The organism is Runella sp., from assembly GCF_965279615.1.
In the GTDB taxonomy this organism is placed as follows: Bacteria; Bacteroidota; Bacteroidia; order Cytophagales; family Spirosomataceae; genus Runella.
The window spans coordinates 4622643-4643522 of the sequence record NZ_OZ257252.1 but is presented as its reverse complement, the minus strand read 5'-3'; the positions used below and the strand labels follow the sequence as shown (position 1 = coordinate 4643522).

Genomic DNA, 20880 nt, shown 5'->3' with positions numbered 1-20880 from the left:
TATTGTTTTTGTGAAAATGATTTTTGAAAGCTTCTGACAGTAGTTCTTTTAACTTCCCGAAGATTTAAAACCCTCGGGAAGTTACCTCTGAAAGAATGAAAATTAATCCATTGTGATTTCGAGAGCGAGACCGCGTAACTCGTGAATCAATACGTTGAATGATTCAGGGATATTTGGTTTCGGAAGGTTTTCACCTTTCACGATCGCTTCGTACGCTTTAGCACGGCCGATTACGTCATCCGATTTCACTGTCAAAATTTCCTGCAAAATATGCGACGCACCAAACGCTTCGAGTGCCCACACTTCCATTTCCCCAAAACGCTGACCCCCAAATTGGGCTTTACCACCCAATGGTTGCTGCGTAATGAGCGAGTATGGCCCAATCGAACGGGCGTGCATTTTATCATCTACTAAGTGACCCAATTTCAGCATGTACATGATACCTACTGTTACGTTTTGGTCAAACATATCACCTGACTGACCATCGTAAAGCGGTGTACGTCCGAATTCAGGAATTCCTGCTTCGTTCAATTCAGAAACAACTTGGTCTTCCGTAGCTCCGTCGAAAATTGGTGTCGCGTATTTACGTCCCAATCTTCTGCCGGCCCACGCCAAAATGGTTTCGTAAATCTGACCGATGTTCATCCGTGAAGGTACCCCAAGTGGGTTCAACACGATGTCCATCGGTGTTCCATCGGCCAGGAACGGCATGTCTTCATCGCGAACGATTTTAGCAACAACCCCTTTGTTTCCGTGACGACCGGCCATTTTATCACCGACTTTCAGCTTGCGCTTTTTGGCGATATATACTTTGGCCAATTTCACGATACCCGCAGGAAGTTCATCACCGACTTCTAACGTAAAACGATCACGTTTGAAACGCCCGGCGATTTCGTTACGACGTTTTTGATAGTTTTTCACCATCTCAAACAACATCTTGTTGGTGGTGGCATCATCGGTCCAACCTTCGATAATTAAATCGCCCAACAGGTTTACTTCTTCCGCAACAACATAACCGGCTTCATCACGGTATGGATTTTTGTCAGGGAATACATTATTGATGATATTTACCCGGCTGAATTTCACCCCTTTGCTGATGATATCTTCGCCAAATTTATGTTTTACACCCGCACTTGACTTGCCATCAAGAAGCTCAACCATTTTGTCAATGATCACTTCACGAAGTTTGATCAAATCGCGGCTATAAGCTTTCATTAATACCTTCAACTCGTCTTTCTGCTTCACACGCTCATCACGGCCCGGGCGAGAGAAAAGCTTGGTATCAACTACAACACCTTTCATCGACGGAGGTGCTTTACGCGAGGCATCTTTCACGTCACCGGCTTTGTCACCAAAAATGGCACGTAACAGTTTTTCTTCCGGAGTTGGATCTGATTCTCCTTTTGGAGTGATCTTACCGATCAAAATATCTCCTTCTTTTACTTCTGTTCCGATACGAACGATACCGTTTTCATCAAGATTCTTAACCGCTTCCTCACTTACGTTCGGAATTTCAGCCGTTAATTCTTCTTCTCCGCGTTTGGTATCACGTACTTCCAGATCAAACTCTTCAATGTGGATCGAGGTAAAGATATCGTCACGAACGACTCTTTCCGAAATCACGATCGCATCCTCAAAGTTGTATCCCTGCCAAGGCATGAAGGCTACAAGCAGGTTACGTCCTAAAGCCAACTCACCGGCTTCGGTCGCGTATCCTTCGCTCAAGATATCACCTTTTGCCACTTTTTGGCCCTTAAGTACCATTGGCCGAAGGTTAATACAGGTATCTTGGTTGGTACGACGGAATTTAACCAAATTATAGGTAACAACGTCACTGTCAAAACTCACAAGACGTTGCTCATGTGTACGCTCGTAGCGAACCACGATTTTGGTTGCATCCACGAACTCGATCACACCATCTCCAACAGCAACAACTAACGCACGCGAGTCACGGGCAACACGTCCTTCCAAACCGGTACCCACAATCGGAGCCTGAGGACGAAGAAGAGGCACTGCCTGACGTTGCATGTTTGAACCCATCAGGGCACGGTTAGCATCATCATGCTCAAGGAACGGAATCATCGAAGCCGCCACCGATACGATCTGGTTGGCTGCAATATCCATTAACGACGCCTGTGAAGGATCCACCATTGGGAAGTCACCTTCAAAACGCGTTTTGATTTTATCAATAAGGAAGTTTCCTTTATCATCGACAAACGCATTGGCCTGTGCGATATAGCGTGAATCTTCTTCTTCTGCCGTCAGATAAACCAGTTCATTGGTCAATTTACCGTTATCGATCACGCGGTAAGGCGTTTCGATAAAGCCCATGCTGTTGGTTTTTGCATAGACGCAAAGCGAAGAAATCAATCCAATGTTCGGACCTTCCGGCGTTTCAATCGTACACAGACGACCGTAGTGCGTATAGTGAACGTCACGAACCTCAAAACCGGCACGTTCGCGGCTCAAACCACCCGGCCCGAGTGCAGACATACGACGTTTGTGCGTAATCTCTGCCAGAGGGTTCGTTTGGTCCATGAACTGCGACAACTGGTTTGTACCAAAGAATGAGTTAATGACCGACGATAACGTACGGGCATTGATCAAATCAATTGGCTTAAAGTCCTCGTTATCACGAACGTTCATACGTTCTTTGATCGTACGAGACATCCGCGCCAAACCTACGCCAAATTGTGCCCATAATTGCTCTCCCACGGTACGAACACGACGGTTCGACAAGTGATCGATATCATCGACTACGGCTTTGGCATTGATAAGGCCGATCAGGTATTTCACAATGGAAACAATGTCTTGAGTGGTTAACACCTTGGTAGACATTGAAATATCCAATTGCAATTTTTTATTTACTCGGTAGCGTCCTACATCTCCTAAATCATAACGTTTATCTGAGAAGAAAAGGCTTTGAATTACTTCACGGGCCGTTTGTTCGTCAGGAGCTTCTGCGTTACGCAATTGGCGATAAATCTGCTCAACCGCTTCTTTTTCTGAGTTAGAACTATCTTTTTGCAGCGTATTATAGATAATATTGTAATCCGCCATGTTCATGTCCTCGCGGTGCAGAATGATAGACTTCTGTCCTGAGTCAAGAATTACATCCAAATCATCGGCTGATACAATAGAATCGCGCTCCAGCAACACTTCGTTTCGGCTGATAGACACCACTTCACCGGTATCTTCATCCACGAAATCTTCCGTCCATGTACGCAAAACCCTCGCCGCCAAACGACGACCTACCGCTTTTTTCAAGCTGGCAGAAGTTGCGGGAATTTCTTCCGAAAGTTCAAAGAGATCAAGGATTTCTTTGTCTGAACCAAATCCGATCGCGCGCAAAAGAGTAGTTACGGGAAATTTCTTCTTCCGGTCAATGTACGCATACATTACGTTATTGACGTCGGTTGAGAATTCGATCCACGACCCTTTGAATGGGATAATACGTGCAGAATATAATTTTGTTCCGTTGGTGTGCTTGCTCATGGAGAAGAACACGCCCGGCGAACGGTGCAATTGTGATACAATTACACGCTCGGCACCATTAATTACAAAAGAACCTTTTTCGGTCATGTACGGGATCGCTCCCAAGAACACCTCTTGTTCAATGGTCTCAAAGTCCTCATTGTCAGCATCATTACATTTTAAGCGTAATTTTGCTTTCAACGGAACCGAATAAGTCAACCCGCGAGAGATACACTCATCAACCGAATATTTCGGAGGATCAAGCGCATAATCGACGAATTCAAGTACGAAGTTTTCGCGGGAATCTGAAATTGGAAAGTTTTCCTGAAATACTTTGTACAGTCCTTCTTTGTTACGCTCTTCAGACGCCGTGTCTAAATTGACGAATTCACGATAAGAACGAACTTGTACATCCAGGAAGTCCGGATAGTCAATAACCGGCTTGATCCGGGCGAAATTTTTACGTGGAGGTTGTTTGGTTACCAAGGCTTTATAAGTTTTTTTGGTGGAAAAGTCCAACGCCGGTCTAATTAGATACAACGCAGGAAATCAATGATTAGTTTACAAAAAACTTAACTTGCCTCGTAGTTTTTACTGAGTTTTCATCCCTCTGCATCGCTCCTACGAGTGGCGAAGTGTTTCAGATGAACCTCTACTCTCATCCCCAACCGAGAGCTTTAATGGAGTCCCCTTTGGGGTAAGGGGCTTTAAACAGGAAAAGACCTGACGCAAGGTCAGGCCTATTCCAAAGGAATTTGAGTGTAAAGAATAGAAATTATTTAACTTCTACTTCAGCACCTGCTTCTTCCAATTGTTTTTTCAAAGCTTCAGCTTCGTCTTTAGATACGCCTTCTTTCAAAGGTTTTGGAGCACCGTCAACGAGTTCTTTCGCTTCTTTCAAGCCAAGGCCTGTCAAATCTTTTACAAGTTTCACAACTTGAAGTTTAGCGGCGCCGGCTGCTTTCAAGATTACGTCAAAAGAAGTTTTTTCTTCTACTACCGGAGCTGCATCACCACCACCTGCTGCTGCTACCATTACAGGTGCTGCCGCTGCGGGTTCGATACCATACTCATCTTTCAAGATTGCTGCAAGTTCGTTTACTTCTTTTACAGTAAGATTAACAAGTTGCTCAGCGAATGCTTTCAAATCTGCCATTTTATTGAAAGTTAAAATTGTTTCTGTTTATATTTTGATTGATTGAATATTTATTACCCGCAGTCAGTTTTATAAAAATACTTGCCACGAGTAATGACTTGGTCAAAAGGGACTGATGATTATCCTTCGCGTTCTGACAAAGTTTTGAGGATACCGGCCAATTTGCCTCCGCTGCTTTGCAATGCCGATACGACATTTTTGGCAGGTGATTGCAACAGACCAATAATTTCCCCGATTAATTCCTGTTTTGATTTCAGGGTCAAGAGCGTGTCAAGTTGATCGGCACCGATAAAGAGGCTGTATTCAACTGAAGCACCTTTAAGCTTCAATTTGTCATTACCTGATTCTTTACGGAATTCTTTGATCAATTTTGCAGCAGCTTTACCTGACTCCGGATGAAACATAATTCCCGAAAATCCTTTTAAAACTGAGTCGTTAAAAGGGGTATAATCGGTATCCAATGTTTCAAGAGCTTTTGCAATCAGCGTGTTTTTAAAAACGCGATACTCTACACCTTGTGTAAAACATTTACGGCGTAGGTTATTCGTTTCACCAACTGTCATGCCGGTGGCATCAACAATATAGAAATAAGGTATCGCCTTGAACTTCTCGCTGAGTTCGTCTATGATAACGGCTTTTTCTTCGCGTGTCATAATTATATTCCTGCAATCGTGCTTTTATCAATCACTACACCCGGGCTCATTGTGCTCGACAGGTGTACGCTTTTTACATAAGTACCTTTAGCCGAAGATGGTTTGAGCTTCATCAGTGTAGCTATCAACTCCTGGGCGTTTTGGGCAATTTTATCAGAACCAAAAGATACACGGCCGATACTGGTATGAATAATACCGAATTTATCAACCTTGAAGTCGATTTTACCCGCCTTTACCTCTTTTACAGCTTTGCCTACTTCAAGCGTTACAGTACCTGATTTAGGGTTTGGCATCAGACCGCGAGGTCCTAAGATTTTACCTAATTTACCGATCTTAGCCATTACAGTCGGCATAGTGATGATCACATCCACGTCTGTCCAGCCTTGTTCGATTTTTTTTACGTATTCATCCAAACCTACATAATCAGCACCCGCCTCTTTGGCTTCGGCTTCTTTATCAGGCGAGCAAAGTACCAAAACACGTACTTCACGACCTGTACCGTGTGGTAAAGCCACCACACCGCGAACCATTTGGTCTGCCTTGCGGGGGTCAACACCCAAGCGAACATCAATATCTACTGAAGCATCAAACTTAGTATATGAGATGTCTTTTAGAATTTCTGCTGCTTTTTCAAACGAATACTGCAATTTGGCGTCGTATTTCGCTAAAGCATCTTTTCTTTTTTTAGTCAATTTTGCCATTGTTCAAAATGTCTTTACGTCCGCTTCGTGATTAGTTATCCCAAGGGGCTTTTCCTGCTACCGTAATACCCATACTACGCGCCGTCCCTGCAATCATTTTCATTGCAGACTCAATTGTGAAGCAGTTCAAATCCGGCATTTTGGTTTCGGCGATAACTTTCACCTGATCCCAACTTACGGATCCTACTTTTTTACGGTTTGGCTCAGCCGAACCGAGTTTCACTTTTGCAGCCTCCAACAACATAATAGGTGCCGGTGGAGTTTTGATGACAAATTCAAATGATTTGTCTTTGTAGTACGTGATTACTACGGGCAATACCATTCCCATTTTGTCCTGCGTACGACCATTAAATTGCTTGCAGAACTCCATGATGTTCAGACCTTTCGAACCTAATGCCGGTCCAATTGGGGGAGAAGGATTGGCCTGGCCACCTTTCACTTGCAGTTTGACGTAACCTGCTACTTCTTTCGCCATCGTTATTTAACGTTTAAGTTGGCGTTACCGGTTCAAGCGTACGGCTGACAGACGAAAGTGGAAGCTTTTCGTCTCGTACTCCCGGCAACATTCTGATAAATCAGCTTTCTTTTTCTACTTGTGCGTAACTCAGCTCCACGGGCGTACTACGCCCGAATATTTTTACAACGACATTTAGCTTCTTCTTGTCGTCAAAAATTTCTTCTACTGTACCGATAAATCCGCTGAAAGGCCCATCAATGATCTTAACGCTTTCGCCTTTCATGAAACTTACTTTCGGTGTTTCAACTTCTTCTACCGCATCTTCTACTTTACCTAAAATCCGATTGATCTCAGATTGACGCAAAGGCACAGGAATTTTAGAATTTCCGCTAACATTCCCTAAGAAGCCCAATACCCCCGGCATAGTGGTAATTAAGTGATACGTCTCACCTCTTGCCAGATCCGCAGAAATAATGATGTATCCCGGGAAAAAGTTTTTTTCGCGTATCCGTTTTTTACCGTTACGCATTTCAACGATTTTTTCGGTGGGAATCAAGATTTCCGGAATAGACTCTTGAAGACCTTGTCTGGTGATTTCGTTTTCGAGATAGGTCTTGATCTTTTTCTCCTGACCAGACACTGCCCGGATAACATACCAATTCAGATTGCTCATACCTGCTCAATGTTTGGGTGACAGGGAAAAATACCCTTAAAATGACTGATAAAGAAAAGAGAGGGCATTCTCGAAAATGAAGTCCATAAGACCTACCACTGCAGCAAAAATCAGCGACCCCAACAGTACTAAAGTAGTGCTGGATTGCAAATCAGAAATTTTGGGCCATGTGACATTGTGTCTTACCTCGTCCCAGGAGGCGGTTACAAATTCTATAAATGAGTTCATTTTGCGCAAAAAATAGCACGGGCACCAGGACTCGAACCCAGACCGACGGTTTTGGAGACCGTAGTTCTACCTTTAAACTATGCCCGTGTAAAGGTGACTTTTGAAATCGGACTGCAAAAGTAGAGATTTATTTTTTTAACTGCAAGATTTTAAGAATATTTTCAACCTTTAGTTAATAAATTCTTCACTAAAATCAAACTCAAAATGGTTAAAACAGCACCCAGCATAAAAGGAGCACCCGCAAATTGAACAGGAGCGGAAGGAGATGTGAAATAAGCGAAAAGTCCGGTCATCATAACAGGGCCAAAAATCGCCGTTAAACTCATCAGGCTGGTCAGAGCGCCCCGAAGCTCTCCCTGTTCGTTGGGAGGTACTTCATTTGACATGATAGCCTGTAAAGCAGGGGTAGCTAATCCTCCCAACGATGATATAATGGTAATGACAAACATCATCCAGCCTTTATTGGCGAAGGCATACATCAAAAAACTTACAGCATATAGCGAAAGACCCCAATAAATAGACTTCGTATTTCCTAATTTTGGAATAATCGTCCGTGTCAATCCACCTTGTACAATTGCGGCCATTAAACCCACAAATGCTAATGAATAACCAACCCATTTTTCGTCCCAACCAAATTTCTCCATTGTAAAATAGGTCCAGGTACTTTGAGTCGAATAGCCGGCAATATAGATCAAAACCAAAGGAATAATTAACCCAAAAATCACAGGATATTTCTGTAGATGTCGCAATGAACCTATAGGGTTGGCGCGTTTCCAATCAAAGGGTCGTCGATTTTCGGTCGCGAGCGATTCAGGCAGCACAAAATAACCATAAATGCAATTGAGCAAACTTAACCCTGCCGCTACGAAAAAAGGTACGCGCGCACCGTACTGGCCCAGTAATCCTCCGATCATTGGCCCAAGAATAAATCCCAGCCCAAAGGCGGCACCGATCAGCCCAAAATTTTGAGCACGCTTGTCAGGAGGACTTACATCTGCAATGTACGCTCCGGCAGTTGAAAAACTTGCCCCAAAGATACCGGCAATTATCCTCGCCAAAAACAACCATCCTATGGTCGAAGAAAAAGCACAAAAAATATAATCTATTCCAAACCCAAATAAAGACCCCAATAATATAGGCCGCCGGCCATATTGATCACTCAAACCGCCCAGAATCGGCGAAAAGATAAACTGCATGACCGAGTAAATAAACATCAGCCAACCGCCATACAACGCTGCTTTGGAAAGCCCTTGGCCGGTTAGGTCTTGGATAAGTCTGGGCACAACAGGCACAATAATTCCAATACCGGTAATGTCAATCAATAAAGTTATGAAGATGAAAATGAGTGCAGAGTTGCGTTTTTCGGCCATGGGCACAATTTATAAGGGAGCACAAAAGTATGAAAAAATTAAGTTAAAGGTACATGAGCCAATACACTTGTGCCCTTTGTTGTAGATTCTATCTGCCATGTACCTCCTAATGAAGCAATTCTATCCTGTATATTATACAAACCTTTTCCTCGGCGGCTTTCGCCATTTATCCCTTTGCCATCATCAAAAACTTCCAGATGAACAAATCCATTAAGGCTTTCCAATGAGATATAAACTTCCGAAGCATTGGCATGTTTTAATACATTACTGATAAGCTCCAGAAAAATATTGTACAGCTCAAATTCGATTTTTTTATTCGGTCTCTCTGCTAAATTAAGATTCAACTCAAACTTGGTTTTATTACTTCGATTCAATTTTTCTATTAATTTTTCAATACTTACCTGAAGTCCTTCCTGCTCCAAGTCTTCCGGCAATAAATTATGGCTCAAAAAACGGACACGTTGATGTGCATCGTTCGTCATCTCAACAAGACTGTCATAGACTTGTTTTTCCTGTTCGGTTAGGCCTCCGGTATTAAGTGAAGTCAATGTCCAACGCATTGCGGAGAGCGTTCCACCCAGTGAATCGTGCAGGTCGGCTGCTACACGTTTACGTTCAAGGGTTTGCCCACGTACCAAAGCCTCCGATATCTCTTTATTCTGTGATTGTAAGGCATTAATCAGTTTTCTTTGCGTTCCTTCACGTTCCTCCCTCGTTCGGCGATAATCGTGTGCCAATGCCCACGTAAAAAAGATCATTTCAAGCATACTGCCTATATGCATTGAATTGATAACAAATAGGTTGGGATAGACGTAACTGAGTGTCCAGAGCAGTTGGATAAATATCCCTACGAAGTAGGCGATCGTCCCAAATAAATAATAAATGGCAGAGACGTTTCCGCGTCGATAACTCACAATACAGGAAATGGACACCAAGCAGAAAAACACAAACATTAAGGTGCTGGCGTACACATTCGCACTGATACTGTCGGGAAAGATAAAGATCCAAAAACTTAATAGGATAGGTAAAGCACCATCGGTTAATAACAGCCAATAGAGAACGGGAGCAGTTTGTTTCAGGCGCAAAGCATGTATATAAAACAATGCACCCAACACATCGCTCAAAACAACAGCCAACACAATGCCATGCATTTTCAGCCATTCATTTTCCGGCCATGCAATCGCATCAATTATTCCATATCCGCCAATAATCGCAATGCAGAGATATCCCAGCAAAAACAGAATGTAAAACAGGAAATTTCGCTCTTTGGTCACCAGCAGAAAAACCAACTGCACAACAATCATACACAGGACAAAACCTATATGAGCCGTCCAAAACCATAATTCATCGAAGTAGGTATTATAAAAATGATGGGTTTCAGAAAGTTTAAGCTGTATTTCTTTTGCATCGGTTGCCTTTATTTGCACATAGACCGTATACGTCTCATAGGGGATAATATCTATTGGGATAGCGCACTGGTGCACATTTAATTCACGTTGGTACCCCGGTATGGCTTCTTTAACCGTTTTTTTAAAGATACTTCCTGATTTTTCGTTTATTAAAAACAGATTGAGATGATTGATCATTGGGTTATCGTTTTGTAAAACCCAATTAATGGACTGATTCGTCTGTTTTCTTATCCGAAAACGAATCCAATAATGTGCATCTGTAAAACCGAAATCCGGTAAATGATGCTGTGTACTTTTGAAGGCAAGTGAAGAATCTCCCAGTAAAGTATCAATAGTTACCTTGCGTCCAAGGTCTTCTAAGTATTCAATACTGTTTTTCCCCCATAAATCTAACTCTATGGATTTTTCAGTAAGATCAATAACCGGTTGAGCAGATGCACAAAAATTCAGCAAGCTTAACAACCCTAATAAAAGTGTGGAAAACAGTAGTCTTGGCATTTTCAGTCCAAAGGAGGTTGCCAAATTAATGAGTTAATTCTAAATAAAAAAGGACGCTCGGTGGAGCGTCCTTTTTTATTTATCAGGAAAGGCACTAATTAGTCAACAATTTCTGTCACTTTACCGGCACCTACTGTACGTCCACCTTCGCGGATAGCGAAACGAAGACCTTTTTCCATTGCAATTTGGTTGATAAGAACTACATCAATAGTCAAGTTATCACCGGGCATTACCATCTCAACACCGGCAGGTAAAGTAATGATACCTGTTACGTCAGTGGTACGGAAATAGAATTGTGGGCGGTAGTTGTTAAAGAATGGAGTGTGACGTCCACCTTCTTCTTTTGACAGGATATAAACCTCCGCTTTAAATTTAGCGTGTGGTTTTACTGAACCGGGTTTACAAATAACCATACCGCGACGGATATCGGCTTTTTCAATACCACGGAGGAGTAAACCTACGTTGTCACCTGCTTCACCACGGTCAAGGATTTTGCGGAACATCTCAACCCCTGTTACGGTAGATTTGAGGTTTTCAGCACCCATACCAAGGATTTCAACAGGATCACCTGTATTGATTACACCACGCTCGATACGACCGGTAGCAACTGTACCACGACCTGTAATCGTGAATACGTCTTCAACCGGCATCAGGAATGGCTTATCCATATCACGAGCAGGAGTTGGAATCCAGCTATCAACTGCATCCATCAATTCTTCAATGGTTTTTACCCATTTTGGATCGCCGTTCAAGCCACCAAGAGCTGAACCTTGAATCACAGGGATATTGTCACCATCGAATTCATAGAAAGACAACAACTCGCGAATTTCCATTTCTACAAGTTCCAATAACTCAGGATCGTCTACCATGTCCACTTTGTTCATGAAAACAACCAATTGAGGTACACCCACCTGACGAGCAAGAAGGATGTGCTCACGAGTTTGTGGCATTGGTCCGTCAGTAGCAGCTACCACGATGATAGCGCCGTCCATCTGAGCAGCACCCGTTACCATGTTTTTCACATAGTCAGCGTGACCCGGACAGTCAACGTGAGCATAGTGACGATTTACTGTTTGATATTCTACGTGAGCAGTGTTGATCGTGATACCGCGTTCTTTTTCTTCGGGAGCATTATCAATTGATGAGAAATCACGCTTTTCTGCCAAGCCTTTTTCTGCGAGTACTTTAGTGATAGCAGCAGTCAAAGTAGTTTTACCGTGGTCAACGTGACCGATAGTACCTACGTTTACGTGGGGTTTACTACGGTCGAATTGTGCTTTTGCCATTGTTGTATTAACTAAAAGTTGATTTTGTATTTATTTGGATTTACAGAGAAAACTTGCGTGTCCAGAGCCGTTACGGGTATTAAAAGTTAACTACTACACCGTTTCGAATCTTTAAACTTAATAACGTAATTGCTCGAGCTGTTACGGGGACTTGAACCCCGGACCTCTTCCTTACCAAGGAAGTGCTCTACCACTGAGCTATAACAGCTTTCAATAAAAAAGTTAACCGTTATTCGTTAAAAGTTATTAGTTAAGTATTAGTCTCTAAATAACGATTAACAAGTAACAATTAACTTGAAAAATGAGCGGGAGACGGGGCTCGAACCCGCCACCTGAAGCTTGGAAGGCTACCGCTCTACCAAATGAGCTACTCCCGCGTTTTTTAGTTAGTAGTTGCCGGATAATAGTTAACGTAAAGAAAACTGACTATCGAAAACTGTTTACTAAAAGTGGGGGCGGATGGATTCGAACCACCGAAGGTATGAACCAGCAGATTTACAGTCTGCCCCATTTGGCCACTCTGGTACACCCCCTTGTTACTCTCAAAAAACACCCAAAAGCTGTTTGATTTTCTTTTGGAGTCGCAAATGTATAAGGTTTTACTGTAAATTCAAACCTTTGATTAAAAAATTATTTTGTGATTAAATTCCTAAAACAAAAAAAAGAGGTTAAAAGCCGGGCCGGAAAAGGCCATAAACTTTTAACCTCCTAAGTATTAATATTATAGGCGAATCCCAAAACTGATCATCCGTACAGCAGGCCCTTTAGCAGTTTGATATAATTCTCCCAAGTCATATTGCATAAATAAATCCGGAAAGTGACGAATACCTAACTCTGCTCCGATTCCGTAACGAAAATCATTTAAATGGAAATTGGAATGACTACGGTCTGAATGCCCCTTGCGAGCCTCCTGCACTTTTGTATAACTGTCTAACCGATAGCCACCGTACATACCTACACTAAGGTAAGAAATGGGGCCGTGATGAATGGCTAACGTAGGCATCAGAGAAAGATTCAAATAGGCCGACGTAAGTTTCGATTTATACACGTCACCGGAAGTGGAAGCGGCCGGGAACGAAATGGCACGACTGTCTTTTTGCACCGTATTATTTCCGTCAAACATCATGTTATACCATGAAACATCAATCCCTAAGTCCAATCCTAAAGAGGCATCTCTACCTCGGCTTATGGCGGCTCCTCTCACCCACGAAAGACTGACAAATCGCGAACCCCAAGGCAGTAAATCATAATCAGATTCCTGATATGTCAACGGAGTATTTTTGGCATATGTATTAAGACCGACCAATACGTCAAATCCATTGCGAGGGCTTTTATAACGTCTTGTCACGTTGCGCGTAACGGTTCCGTCGTCATTATTATTTGAACGTTTTATCTCTCTCTCCTTTGATTCGGATGAATTTTGAGAAGGTTCATTGATCGTAATTTTTACTTCTCCATCTTTACGGCTGATAACCAATACGGTATCTTTTAAATATTTACGCCCGTTTTGCTCGTTGATGTAGATATACGTCTCTTTACTGCTGGAATCCAAAGCGGCCCCCATATCGCGAACAATTTTATTAAGGTCATATTGACGAAGACTTTGAATCCCCTCTTTATCCTTGGCTTGGATAATTAAACGGGTGTTGTTACCGAACTGTACAATCAGAGAATCTCCTTTTTGGGTGTATTTTTCGGCTTGCGCGACAAAAGCTATAATAGCTAAAACGAAGGTTACAATTGACTTTTTCATGGCTGTGCTGCTGTTAAAATTGATACTTTGGTTATGCATTGCTGATTTTAATTATTACGTTCTTTTTCTTTTCCGGTAGCTTTAGCCAACATTTTGTTTGGATTGAATCCCACTTCATCCCAATCTACACGTTCGCCGTTTTTAGCATTTTTTAATTGTTTCCATACTTTGGCCATTCTGGTAGATTTACGGGGTTTATTGAGAAGATTGTCGTCAAACTCATCCGAATCTTCTTTGTTTTCTTCCGATCTTACAGTGGGTTCTGCGCCTACTTCTTTTACATTGGCGGCCACTAAGGTTTCTTTTATTTCAGGCAATTGAAGCACTACCGTCTTAGTGGAAGCTTTGCTTTCTGCCTGTGCCTGCGTTGTAGCCTGAGCAATCGTTTGGGTATTTTGTTCGATAGAAACAGGCAGCTTCTCTTGTTTCATCGGAGTTTCCGGCTTTTGCTCTTCTGCCAATTTTGCTACCATTGGTTGCGGAGTTGTAGAGCCTGATTTTAATGTAGTCGCTGCACTTTTTGTGTTTTTAGGCGGTGTTACTTTTCCTATTGCTTCAGGTGTTTGTTCATCTACATTGGCTGCTACTTGCTCTACTATTGGAGCTTTTATTTCTTCTTTAACTTCAACTTCCTTTTTTGGAGTTATAGATTGCTCAATCGCTTTTTTCTTTTCGGGATGTTGCGCTAAGTTGGTTTCACTCGCCGTATTATTTGAACGCCACATGAGCCAACCGGCTACCAGAAGTAAGCAAACTCCTGCCGCGGCCAACCACGGCCCTTGCTGCCACCAACCACCGATTCGACGTTTTTTGTTTTGCTGCATCCGCAGTTGCAGTTTTTCCCACGATTCATCACGAGGTTTGATTTCGGCCTCCTTCAACTTTTGAGCAAATAATTTGTCAATAGGGTGCTTTTTCATCTTTTATTTTCTTTTAAATTTTCCACCGCTTCGGCAGTACGATTTAAATTTTCCATTTCTTTTACCATGTCCTGCAATAAAGCCCGTGCCCGGTGCAATTGCGACTTGGAAGTACTTTCCGTGATTCCCAGTTGTTCGGCAATTTCAGCGTGTGAATAGCCTTCAATGGCATATAAGTTAAACACGGTACGATAGCCTGTCGGTAATTTTGCAATGACTGCCAATAAATCATCGACTCCGAGGGAAGCATCTGCCCATTCGTAATTGGGAAGATGTTGCGCTTCCGGGGTATCTAAGTCTATCTCTATATGACGTTTGGTACGCAAGTACATCAAGGCTTCATTGGTCATTAACCGACGCATCCAACCTTCAAAACTTCCTTCTCCCTTAAATTGGTCGATGCGATCGAAAATCTTCATAAAACCCTCAATCAAAACATCTTCCGCTTCCATTTTATCGTTTATATACCGCACACACACTGCCAGCAATCGCCCGGAGTACTTTTCGTACAAATGGCGCTGTGCCTTGGCATCCCCTTTTTGAAGGGCTTTGACCAATTGGGCTTCGCTAGTGAACAGTTGTAAAATTTTGACCATCATCGGGCTGTTTCAAAAGGTAGATGCAAAGACTTGGTATAAAGGTTGCATTAGTTACAAAAAAATTTTTTCAAGTTCCAACCGTTATAAAACAACCAACGTCATAGCCTTAGTTTCCAACTAAAAATCCAACAGCTATGACACCTATTGTGAGAACAGCATTAATCATGAAAACCACTTCCTTTTTTCAATGCGTACTGGTCATTGCCGCTACTTTAGTATTGCTTTGGGCGGCATTAGGCTGTAGTTCAGACAGCCCTACTCCTGCGGGTGAGGATGTCCGGATTCCGGAAAGTTTTGCGGGCCGAACGGACGATTTTGCCTTTGATTTTTTCAAAAAACTGAATGATGAGGAAAAACCTGAAAAGAACGTATTTGTGTCACCCTTGAGCTTACACATGGCATTGGGTATGTTGCTCAACGGGGCGAACGGACAAACTGCCGACGAGATTCAAAAAACACTGAAATTGAACGGAATCTCGTTGGCAGACGCCAACGCAACCTATCTCAAACTTATAGAAGGTTTGCCCAAAGCAGATTCTAAGGTCACGTTGGGATTAGCCAATTCAGTATGGAATCGGAATACTTTTCAGCCCGAAACTGATTTTGTTACGATCCTGAAAAATTCTTTTAAGGCGGAAGCTTCGCAATTCAGCGGTTCTGATGCTACCCCGCTTAATTCGTGGGCGAGTGATAAAACCAACGGCAAAATCAAAAAAGTGTTGGACACGATTGACCCGCAAATGGTCTTGTTTCTGATGAACGCACTTTATTTTAAAGGTGACTGGACAACAAGCTTTGACGAGAAAAAAACATCTGACTATCCTTTTCAATTGGTTAACGGTCAAACCAAAGATGTCAAAATGATGCAGATGAAAAGCAAAATTTCATTTGCCAATCGTGACGGCTATTTTGCGTATGAACTTCCTTACGGAAACGGTCGCTATGCCATGACGGTATTGGTGCCAACGGGCACACAGGGCGTCAAGGATTTAGTGACAAAACTTACCGCTTCCGAATGGGATCAATTGCAACAAGGCCTGAAAGAGGTTGATAATCTGTCGATTGGTTTACCTCGTTTTACGCTTGAATACGAAGTGTATTTGAACAAAGTGTTGGCAACAATGGGTATGCCGTCAGCGTTTCTTCCAAATGTAGCAGACCTAACCAAAATCAGTAAAGCAGGTAATCTTAACGTCGGTTTTGTGAAGCAGAATACATACGTGGCGGTCGATGAAAAAGGGACGGAAGCAGCCGCCGTAACTACGATTGGCATTGAGCTGACTTCACTTCCGCAAACGTATTATGCTGATCGGCCGTTTGTGTTTGTCATCAGCGAAAAAAGCTCTGATACCGTTTTGTTTATGGGAAAAATGGTCAATCCATAAATCTAATTACAACTTTCATAGAAAAGGCGTTACTTGTCGAGTAACGCCTTTTCTATTTTTAATACTTAGCGCGGAACAAATAAAACGGCATCTGCTACCACAACACCATCCGCATTTTGATTGGTAATTTCAACAAAATTACCGTTTCCTTTGGTGAGTTGATACGTTCCCAATTTTATCCAATCATTCACTTGATTTTGTGATCGTATTACTACTGCTTCCTGGGGTTCATCGGCATTTTTTACTCTGACGGTCGTTTTACTCGCTTTAGCTTGGTCAGCAGCCTCCCCGGGATTCCCGCCGCCACCCGTTGGACTTGGATTATAGACGTAAATATCATACATCCCCGATTTAGCAATATCCGGAGTAAAACGTACGCTGTTTTGGCCTTTCCCCTTAGAGTTTTCCATTAATTGCGTAGCCGCATATTTACCGCCGGTTTTGACAGTTTGCCAATTACCCATCGTTGTTACCTTCGTGGGAGTAACGTCATTATCCAACAAAATTTCTGACTGACTGCCATCCATTAAGGGATTTGTCAATAGTATATTTTGGAGGCCGGCTATGTCTATTTCCTGTACAGATTTCTTGTTATCAATTGCCATCGTTGCTGCAACGGCTGATGCCTGCGCCAACGCCATAAAAACAGGCTCCATGCGAATAGATCCGTAAGCAATATGTGTAGCTGAAAGACAAACAGGCACAAACAGGTTTTGACAATCTGCTTGTTTAGGAATCAACGAACGGTAACTGATAGGGTAGGGGGGAAAGCCTCCTACCTGCACATCTCCTTCGTTCCGTACTTCCATTTTACCCGTTTTTGGGTTTTTGACTATAATCCGTTGACAATTATGCGAATCCATCGTATAAGCGGCTAATCCAATTCCGTCTTTTACCACTTCCCTTCCTTCGCAATTATGCTGCGTCATAACGTATTCTCCAACCAAACGGCGCGCTTCCCGTACGTAAATTTGATGACTAAAGTGATTGTTATCAAGGTATTCATCTTTTGGATAGCCCCATTCCAGCATTTGTTGACGAAGGTGCTCAGGCATACGCGGGTCATGGCCGACGAAATACAAAAAGCCTTTGGTGTATTCTTCATGCTCTTTGATAATTTTTTTGCGGGTATCGTAATCGGCTTCGGCGTAAGCATGGTTCATGCCGATCATGTCAGTCGAAAAACCTCCTTTATTATTGATGTCGGTTTTTGAATTTGGCATGTCTGCAATGTGCAACACCCCCCAATTAATATGTTTAGGGTTTTCAACAGCCACCTGCCGCAACAACAATTCGTATTTGCTTGAATCATAGCGCGCCGGACGCGTAATCGGAATCCGGTTGGCGGGGTCTTTGGTCAGACACAACCTGAAATTATACGTTTGGAGCAGTTTATCGCCCGAACCGGTAGGAGCCAATGTCCCTGTTGATATACCCCACAATAGCCCGCTTGAGGGATCGCCGGGAATTTTGTAAGGATCTATGCCTTCAGGAAATTGGTGCTTATCCAACATCTGAACACCATTCCATGTTTCGTTGTATTGGCTGTTAGCTTCTCGGCCTACAGTATAGTTTACACCTGCTTTTGCCATCAGATCACCTTCGTAGGTACAGTCAATAAACATTTTAGCTTTTACCGTTCTTTTTCCCTGCCCTTTTCCATTAGAGGACTCAACGGTTATTTCCTGAATCTTTCCTTCTTTTTTGGACGCTGATACTATACGATACTCAAACCAGACCGGAAAATCGCCTTTCCTGACATATTCTTTGAACAGATTTTCGGCTACGTGCGGCTCAAATGTCCATTGCTCAAATTTACCGTAGTGCTTCCCAATTTGACGATAAAAGTCCCTTGCAATACCCGTAATGGCGTATTTATTGCCAATATCCGTTTGCCCTAATCCTCCTGAACTCAATCCTCCCAAGTGTTTTCCCGGCTCGATCAGCACGACTGACTTGCCCGCTTTTTTTGCCGTATAAGCGGCAATTACGCCGGCAGAAGTACCTCCGTACACACAAATATCGTAGGTTTGAGCAAGTATAGGTGCGGCAATTAAGCTATAGGAAAATACCAAAAGAAGAATACCTTTTTTCATATGATGTTGGATTTGTAAGAAAAAGATACAGACCTTTGAAAATTACTTTGACGAAATCAGCGGTCAAATCATTCTATATAGAGGTAATATTACCTTTGTCCCATTCGTTAGAATCTTAATCAACTTCGGTTACACCATAAAAATAGTATATGAAAAAGTTCTCAACCGTTTTAGCTATCCTTTCTTTGGCAGTATCTTCTGTATATGCCCAGAGCGTGGAGTGGGGCTTGAAAGCCGGCGTACAAACAACTCAATTTAGAGGAGAAGATTTTGAAGGAGTTTTGAATACATCAAGTTCAAGAATACCCGAAAAAGTGTCTACGAAAGGCGGCTCAACGTTCGGTTACACCATCGGAGGTTATGTACGCAGTACCGAAAATGTATTCCTGCAAGGAGAGCTACTGATTTCTGTGAAAGGCGCACAGTTGAAGCAACTTAGCACATCCAATAAAACCACTGTTCAATACGGGCAATTGGACATTCCTTTTTCTATTGGCTATAGACACAATCATTTTGAAATTTCCGGCGGGCCACTTTTGTCCGTTCAACTGTTTGCCAATGACAAGTTAAAGCAGTTCTTATCCAACTATTCAAATACGCCGCTTACGTTTTCTCCGTATAAATCATACGCTTTTGGATATCATGCGTCAATCGGTGCCAATTTCGATAAAATCGGCATTAATCTTCGCTATTTGGCCAGTATTCAGCCTGTTAGCGATATGTATATTGCGTATACTTCTGCCGGTAGTGATCCGCAATTGCGCGACAGTCATTTTCAACAAAGCTTTGGGGCTTTACAGTTGGCGGTTTCTTATCGATTAAGCAGATAAGTGGCCAATTGTTCTACGGTCAACCACCTCGCCACTATTTTTTTGTCGCGGTCAAGCAGGTAAATGGTTGGATAGTTGAACACTCCTAATTTATAGAATTCGATCTTACGGGAAGCATCACGTACGTTAACGAAATTCTGTGTTTTAAATTCCTCCACAAAGTTTTTCAACGTGTTTGCCTCTGCATCCAAACTTATGGCGTATACCTGCATTTTGTCGGCATATTTGTTAGCTAAAGCTGTCAGTTTGGGCGTAGTTTGCCGGCAATGTGAACACCCCGGATCGTAAAAGAACAAAACGGTATAATCGCTCTTTACCGACTCGAGTGCCTTTTCTTTGCCTGCTAAATCTGTAAGCAGTAAATTAGGAAAAGCAGTGCCAACCGCTAACTTGGCTTTTATCTCGCCGACTTCTTTTATTTTTTGGAGGGTGCTTGCATCCCATAGATTCGATTCTGCCTCTATATAGTTCTGAACGATATGTTTGTATAGTTTATCCATTGAAGCAGACGGCGTCAATTCAAATTCCTGCGCAAATCTGCCCACTATGTATTTTCGCAGTTCAACAGTTCCTTTGGTTTGTTGCACCACTTTATCTACCATTTTTAATTGTTCTTCCTGCGACCACAAAGGAAGTGCTTTCAAAAAACGTTCAAAACGAACCGGAACGGTTGGCGTATAAACCATGCGCTCATCTGACAAAAAAGAATTATCAAAAAAATGCTCGCGGGTATAGCTTTGCAAATACGCCGAATCTTTGGCTGACAAGTATTTGAGAGGTAACACAGGCAACTTTGGCTCTTGGTAGCTTTTCAGGAAATGAACGGCGAATAAGTTGGGGTATTTTTGATACAAGGAATCGACGTGCTTTTTGACGTCTTCATTTAATTCCTGAAAACGTGATTTCCAGCGCGGATCGTTGTCGTCTTTGATTCCCATTTGTTGACGATAATTCAACGCCTGTTGATAACGCTTTCGGACTTCACGTTGATAATTAAAGAACAAAGTGTTTTCGGAAGAGTTTTGAAATCGAATTGTGGCAATGGGATCTTTCATATCTGCCTCAAACGAAAACCGTTGAGAATCTGCCACGACGATATCCAACCCACGTCCAAAACCTAAAATACGGCACATACCCGGAGGAATTCCCTGTTTTTCTTCCCATACAACTTTTCCGTCAGCGCCTATGATCGCGGTATCTACGGGCATCAACTCCCCGCCGAAATACTGCGCAAGTATCAACGCCGCCGGCTTTAGATTAGCAATTCTTGCTTCAATCCGAAGACCTTTTTGCGCCTGTAAAGCACTAAAACTGACCGCACTTAAAAGAATAGAAGCTATTAGTTTGAACGTATTTGACATAATTTTTCCCTTTTGCGTAGGCAAGGCAAAT

Annotated in this window: 17 protein-coding genes and 4 tRNA genes; 2 read left to right on the top strand and 19 right to left on the bottom strand. The window is 42.6% G+C overall.

Annotated features, from left to right (window positions below; genetic code table 11):
* Positions 1-102 precede the first annotated feature (102 nt).
* The 17 genes from rpoB to ACQY73_RS19850 form a co-directional block, all read right to left on the bottom strand.
* A complete protein-coding gene (rpoB, locus tag ACQY73_RS19930; RefSeq protein ID WP_428654142.1) occupies positions 103-3960 on the bottom strand; it encodes a DNA-directed RNA polymerase subunit beta in 3858 nt (1285 codons plus the stop codon).
* Between the two features lie 289 nt (positions 3961-4249).
* Positions 4250-4630 (bottom strand): 50S ribosomal protein L7/L12, encoded by a 381-nt coding sequence (gene rplL / locus ACQY73_RS19925; protein WP_013927556.1) that lies wholly within the window; start codon positions 4628-4630, stop codon positions 4250-4252.
* 119 nt (positions 4631-4749) lie between these two features.
* Positions 4750-5283 (bottom strand): 50S ribosomal protein L10, encoded by a 534-nt coding sequence (gene rplJ / locus ACQY73_RS19920; protein WP_428654139.1) that lies wholly within the window; start codon positions 5281-5283, stop codon positions 4750-4752.
* A gap of 2 nt (positions 5284-5285) precedes the next feature.
* The gene (gene rplA / locus ACQY73_RS19915) at positions 5286-5984 is read right to left on the bottom strand and encodes a 50S ribosomal protein L1 (protein WP_428654137.1); all 699 of its coding nucleotides are present in this window, start codon (positions 5982-5984) and stop codon (positions 5286-5288) included.
* 31 nt (positions 5985-6015) lie between these two features.
* Positions 6016-6459 (bottom strand): 50S ribosomal protein L11, encoded by a 444-nt coding sequence (gene rplK, locus ACQY73_RS19910; RefSeq protein ID WP_428654135.1) that lies wholly within the window; start codon positions 6457-6459, stop codon positions 6016-6018.
* A 100-nt stretch (positions 6460-6559) separates the two neighbouring features.
* Positions 6560-7114 (bottom strand): transcription termination/antitermination protein NusG, encoded by a 555-nt coding sequence (gene nusG / locus ACQY73_RS19905; RefSeq protein WP_428654133.1) that lies wholly within the window; start codon positions 7112-7114, stop codon positions 6560-6562.
* A gap of 36 nt (positions 7115-7150) precedes the next feature.
* A complete protein-coding gene (gene secE, locus ACQY73_RS19900) occupies positions 7151-7342 on the bottom strand; it encodes a preprotein translocase subunit SecE (RefSeq protein WP_428654131.1) in 192 nt (63 codons plus the stop codon).
* Positions 7343-7358: 16 nt separating this feature from the next.
* A tRNA-Trp gene (locus tag ACQY73_RS19895) sits at positions 7359-7429 on the bottom strand.
* Between the two features lie 74 nt (positions 7430-7503).
* On the bottom strand, positions 7504-8712 hold the full coding sequence (locus ACQY73_RS19890) for a TCR/Tet family MFS transporter (RefSeq protein WP_428654128.1): 1209 nt from the start codon (positions 8710-8712) through the stop codon (positions 7504-7506).
* 38 nt (positions 8713-8750) lie between these two features.
* Positions 8751-10619 (bottom strand): sensor histidine kinase, encoded by a 1869-nt coding sequence (locus ACQY73_RS19885; protein ID WP_428654126.1) that lies wholly within the window; start codon positions 10617-10619, stop codon positions 8751-8753.
* Between the two features lie 98 nt (positions 10620-10717).
* Positions 10718-11905 (bottom strand): elongation factor Tu, encoded by a 1188-nt coding sequence (gene tuf, locus ACQY73_RS19880; RefSeq protein WP_428654124.1) that lies wholly within the window; start codon positions 11903-11905, stop codon positions 10718-10720.
* A 136-nt stretch (positions 11906-12041) separates the two neighbouring features.
* Positions 12042-12113, bottom strand: a tRNA-Thr gene (locus ACQY73_RS19875).
* 96 nt (positions 12114-12209) lie between these two features.
* Positions 12210-12282, bottom strand: a tRNA-Gly gene (locus ACQY73_RS19870).
* Between the two features lie 73 nt (positions 12283-12355).
* A tRNA-Tyr gene (locus ACQY73_RS19865) sits at positions 12356-12438 on the bottom strand.
* 188 nt (positions 12439-12626) lie between these two features.
* Positions 12627-13658, bottom strand: coding sequence for an outer membrane beta-barrel protein (locus ACQY73_RS19860; protein ID WP_428654121.1), 1032 nt, complete (start codon positions 13656-13658; stop codon positions 12627-12629).
* Positions 13659-13705: 47 nt separating this feature from the next.
* Positions 13706-14578 carry a hypothetical protein gene (locus ACQY73_RS19855; RefSeq protein ID WP_428654119.1) on the bottom strand — a complete coding sequence of 291 codons (873 nt, stop codon included), beginning with the start codon at positions 14576-14578 and terminating at the stop codon, positions 13706-13708.
* Complete coding sequence (locus ACQY73_RS19850) at positions 14575-15174, bottom strand: RNA polymerase sigma factor (RefSeq protein WP_428668503.1); 600 nt, start codon at positions 15172-15174, stop codon at positions 14575-14577. Before ACQY73_RS19850 ends, ACQY73_RS19855 begins: the two co-directional genes overlap by 4 nt.
* 167 nt (positions 15175-15341) lie before the next feature.
* On the opposite strand from ACQY73_RS19850, the gene ACQY73_RS19845 reads away from it, so the two are divergent.
* Positions 15342-16562, top strand: a complete 1221-nt coding sequence (locus ACQY73_RS19845; protein ID WP_428654117.1) for a serpin family protein — start codon at positions 15342-15344, stop codon at positions 16560-16562.
* Between the two features lie 65 nt (positions 16563-16627).
* Here the strand turns inward: ACQY73_RS19845 and ACQY73_RS19840 are convergent, their stop codons facing one another.
* Positions 16628-18658: an FAD-dependent oxidoreductase gene (locus ACQY73_RS19840; protein ID WP_428654114.1), complete on the bottom strand. Its 2031-nt coding sequence runs from the start codon at positions 18656-18658 to the stop codon at positions 16628-16630.
* A gap of 149 nt (positions 18659-18807) precedes the next feature.
* Here ACQY73_RS19840 and ACQY73_RS19835 point away from each other — a divergent pair, with 149 nt between their 5' ends.
* The gene (locus ACQY73_RS19835; RefSeq protein WP_428654113.1) at positions 18808-19488 is read left to right on the top strand and encodes an outer membrane beta-barrel protein; all 681 of its coding nucleotides are present in this window, start codon (positions 18808-18810) and stop codon (positions 19486-19488) included.
* On the opposite strand, the gene ACQY73_RS19830 is transcribed toward ACQY73_RS19835, so the two are convergent.
* Positions 19470-20849, bottom strand: a complete 1380-nt coding sequence (locus tag ACQY73_RS19830) for a redoxin domain-containing protein (RefSeq protein WP_428654111.1) — start codon at positions 20847-20849, stop codon at positions 19470-19472. The genes ACQY73_RS19835 and ACQY73_RS19830 overlap by 19 nt on opposite strands.
* Between the last annotated feature and the right edge of the window lie 31 nt (positions 20850-20880).

Coding starts and splice junctions, on each gene's coding strand:
- nusG (WP_428654133.1), bottom strand. CDS start 7,114: ATGAGCAATCTGAATTGGTATGTTATCCGGGCAGTGTCTGGTCAGGAG.
- ACQY73_RS19890 (WP_428654128.1), bottom strand. CDS start 8,712: ATGGCCGAAAAACGCAACTCTGCACTCATTTTCATCTTCATAACTTTA.
- rplK (WP_428654135.1), bottom strand. CDS start 6,459: ATGGCGAAAGAAGTAGCAGGTTACGTCAAACTGCAAGTGAAAGGTGGC.
- ACQY73_RS19860 (WP_428654121.1), bottom strand. CDS start 13,658: ATGAAAAAGTCAATTGTAACCTTCGTTTTAGCTATTATAGCTTTTGTC.
- rplA (WP_428654137.1), bottom strand. CDS start 5,984: ATGGCAAAATTGACTAAAAAAAGAAAAGATGCTTTAGCGAAATACGAC.
- ACQY73_RS19850 (WP_428668503.1), bottom strand. CDS start 15,174: ATGGTCAAAATTTTACAACTGTTCACTAGCGAAGCCCAATTGGTCAAA.
- rplL (WP_013927556.1), bottom strand. CDS start 4,630: ATGGCAGATTTGAAAGCATTCGCTGAGCAACTTGTTAATCTTACTGTA.
- ACQY73_RS19845 (WP_428654117.1), top strand. CDS start 15,342: ATGAAAACCACTTCCTTTTTTCAATGCGTACTGGTCATTGCCGCTACT.
- ACQY73_RS19855 (WP_428654119.1), bottom strand. CDS start 14,578: ATGAAAAAGCACCCTATTGACAAATTATTTGCTCAAAAGTTGAAGGAG.
- rplJ (WP_428654139.1), bottom strand. CDS start 5,283: ATGACACGCGAAGAAAAAGCCGTTATCATAGACGAACTCAGCGAGAAG.
- ACQY73_RS19835 (WP_428654113.1), top strand. CDS start 18,808: ATGAAAAAGTTCTCAACCGTTTTAGCTATCCTTTCTTTGGCAGTATCT.
- ACQY73_RS19885 (WP_428654126.1), bottom strand. CDS start 10,619: ATGCCAAGACTACTGTTTTCCACACTTTTATTAGGGTTGTTAAGCTTG.
- secE (WP_428654131.1), bottom strand. CDS start 7,342: ATGAACTCATTTATAGAATTTGTAACCGCCTCCTGGGACGAGGTAAGA.
- ACQY73_RS19840 (WP_428654114.1), bottom strand. CDS start 18,658: ATGAAAAAAGGTATTCTTCTTTTGGTATTTTCCTATAGCTTAATTGCC.
- tuf (WP_428654124.1), bottom strand. CDS start 11,905: ATGGCAAAAGCACAATTCGACCGTAGTAAACCCCACGTAAACGTAGGT.
- ACQY73_RS19830 (WP_428654111.1), bottom strand. CDS start 20,849: ATGTCAAATACGTTCAAACTAATAGCTTCTATTCTTTTAAGTGCGGTC.